Source organism: Acidovorax sp. KPB24-07, from assembly GCF_057543315.1.
Genome location: NZ_BAAJYS010000860.1, coordinates 1 through 722, shown reverse-complemented (window position 1 = coordinate 722; position 722 = coordinate 1). Strand labels below are relative to the sequence as shown.

2 protein-coding genes are annotated in these 722 nt (G+C 75.1%); both read right to left on the bottom strand.

The annotated features are described in order from the left end of the window. The coding region (locus AC27IQ_RS26315) for a glycosyltransferase (RefSeq protein WP_487091413.1) at positions 1–181 on the bottom strand (181 nt) is incomplete at its 3' end. Further along, the coding region (locus AC27IQ_RS26310) for a methyltransferase domain-containing protein (RefSeq protein ID WP_487091411.1) at positions 178–722 on the bottom strand (545 nt) is incomplete at its 5' end. The genes AC27IQ_RS26315 and AC27IQ_RS26310, both read right to left, overlap by 4 nt.

Below are 722 nucleotides of genomic sequence, written 5' to 3'. Positions count from 1 at the left end.
CGACTCTCCACCACGTCGCAGCCCCACGTGCGCGCCAGGCCGCCGTGGCGTCCCGGCAGGCATCGGCCACGACCACGATGCGCACGGGTTCCTGCACCTGCGCGGCCGCCGCGCACACCGAATCCAGGCAGGCGCCGATGAGGGCGGCTTCGTCGTGCGCCGGAATGCACACGCCGATCATGGGGCGCCCTCCGCCGCACGGGCCAGCCGCTCCTGCGCGCCGCCCGCCTCCGCCACCGAGGTACCACTCCCGTTCTGCCACACGTCGATGCGCATGTCTTCGTCGCACCAGCCGCCCACGTGGTCGAGCGCCAGGGTGTCCCGCGCCTGCGCGTGGACGCCGTCGCCATGGGCCGGCGCATCGGCCACCGGCGCGCGCCAGTGGCACATCGCCAGGTGGCCGCCGCGCTGCAGATGCCCGGGCACCTGCGCGAGGAAATGGGCGAAGTCGGCCGGCGGCAGGTAATAGGCCAGTTCCGCCACCACGATGAGGTCACTGGGAGCCTCGGGCCAGTGCTGCGGAAAGCGCCAGTGCCGCAGCGCCACATGGCCGGCGCCGCTCAGCGTGGCGGCGGCGCGCTCCAGCGCCGCCGCGCTGGCATCGGATGCGATGAGCCGGTCGCAGCGCGCGGCCAGCGCCACCGTGTTGCCGCCCACCGAGCAGCCGGGCTCGAAGCCCTGGGCGTACCGGGGACGGGGGAGCGCGGCCAGCAGCAGGTCGC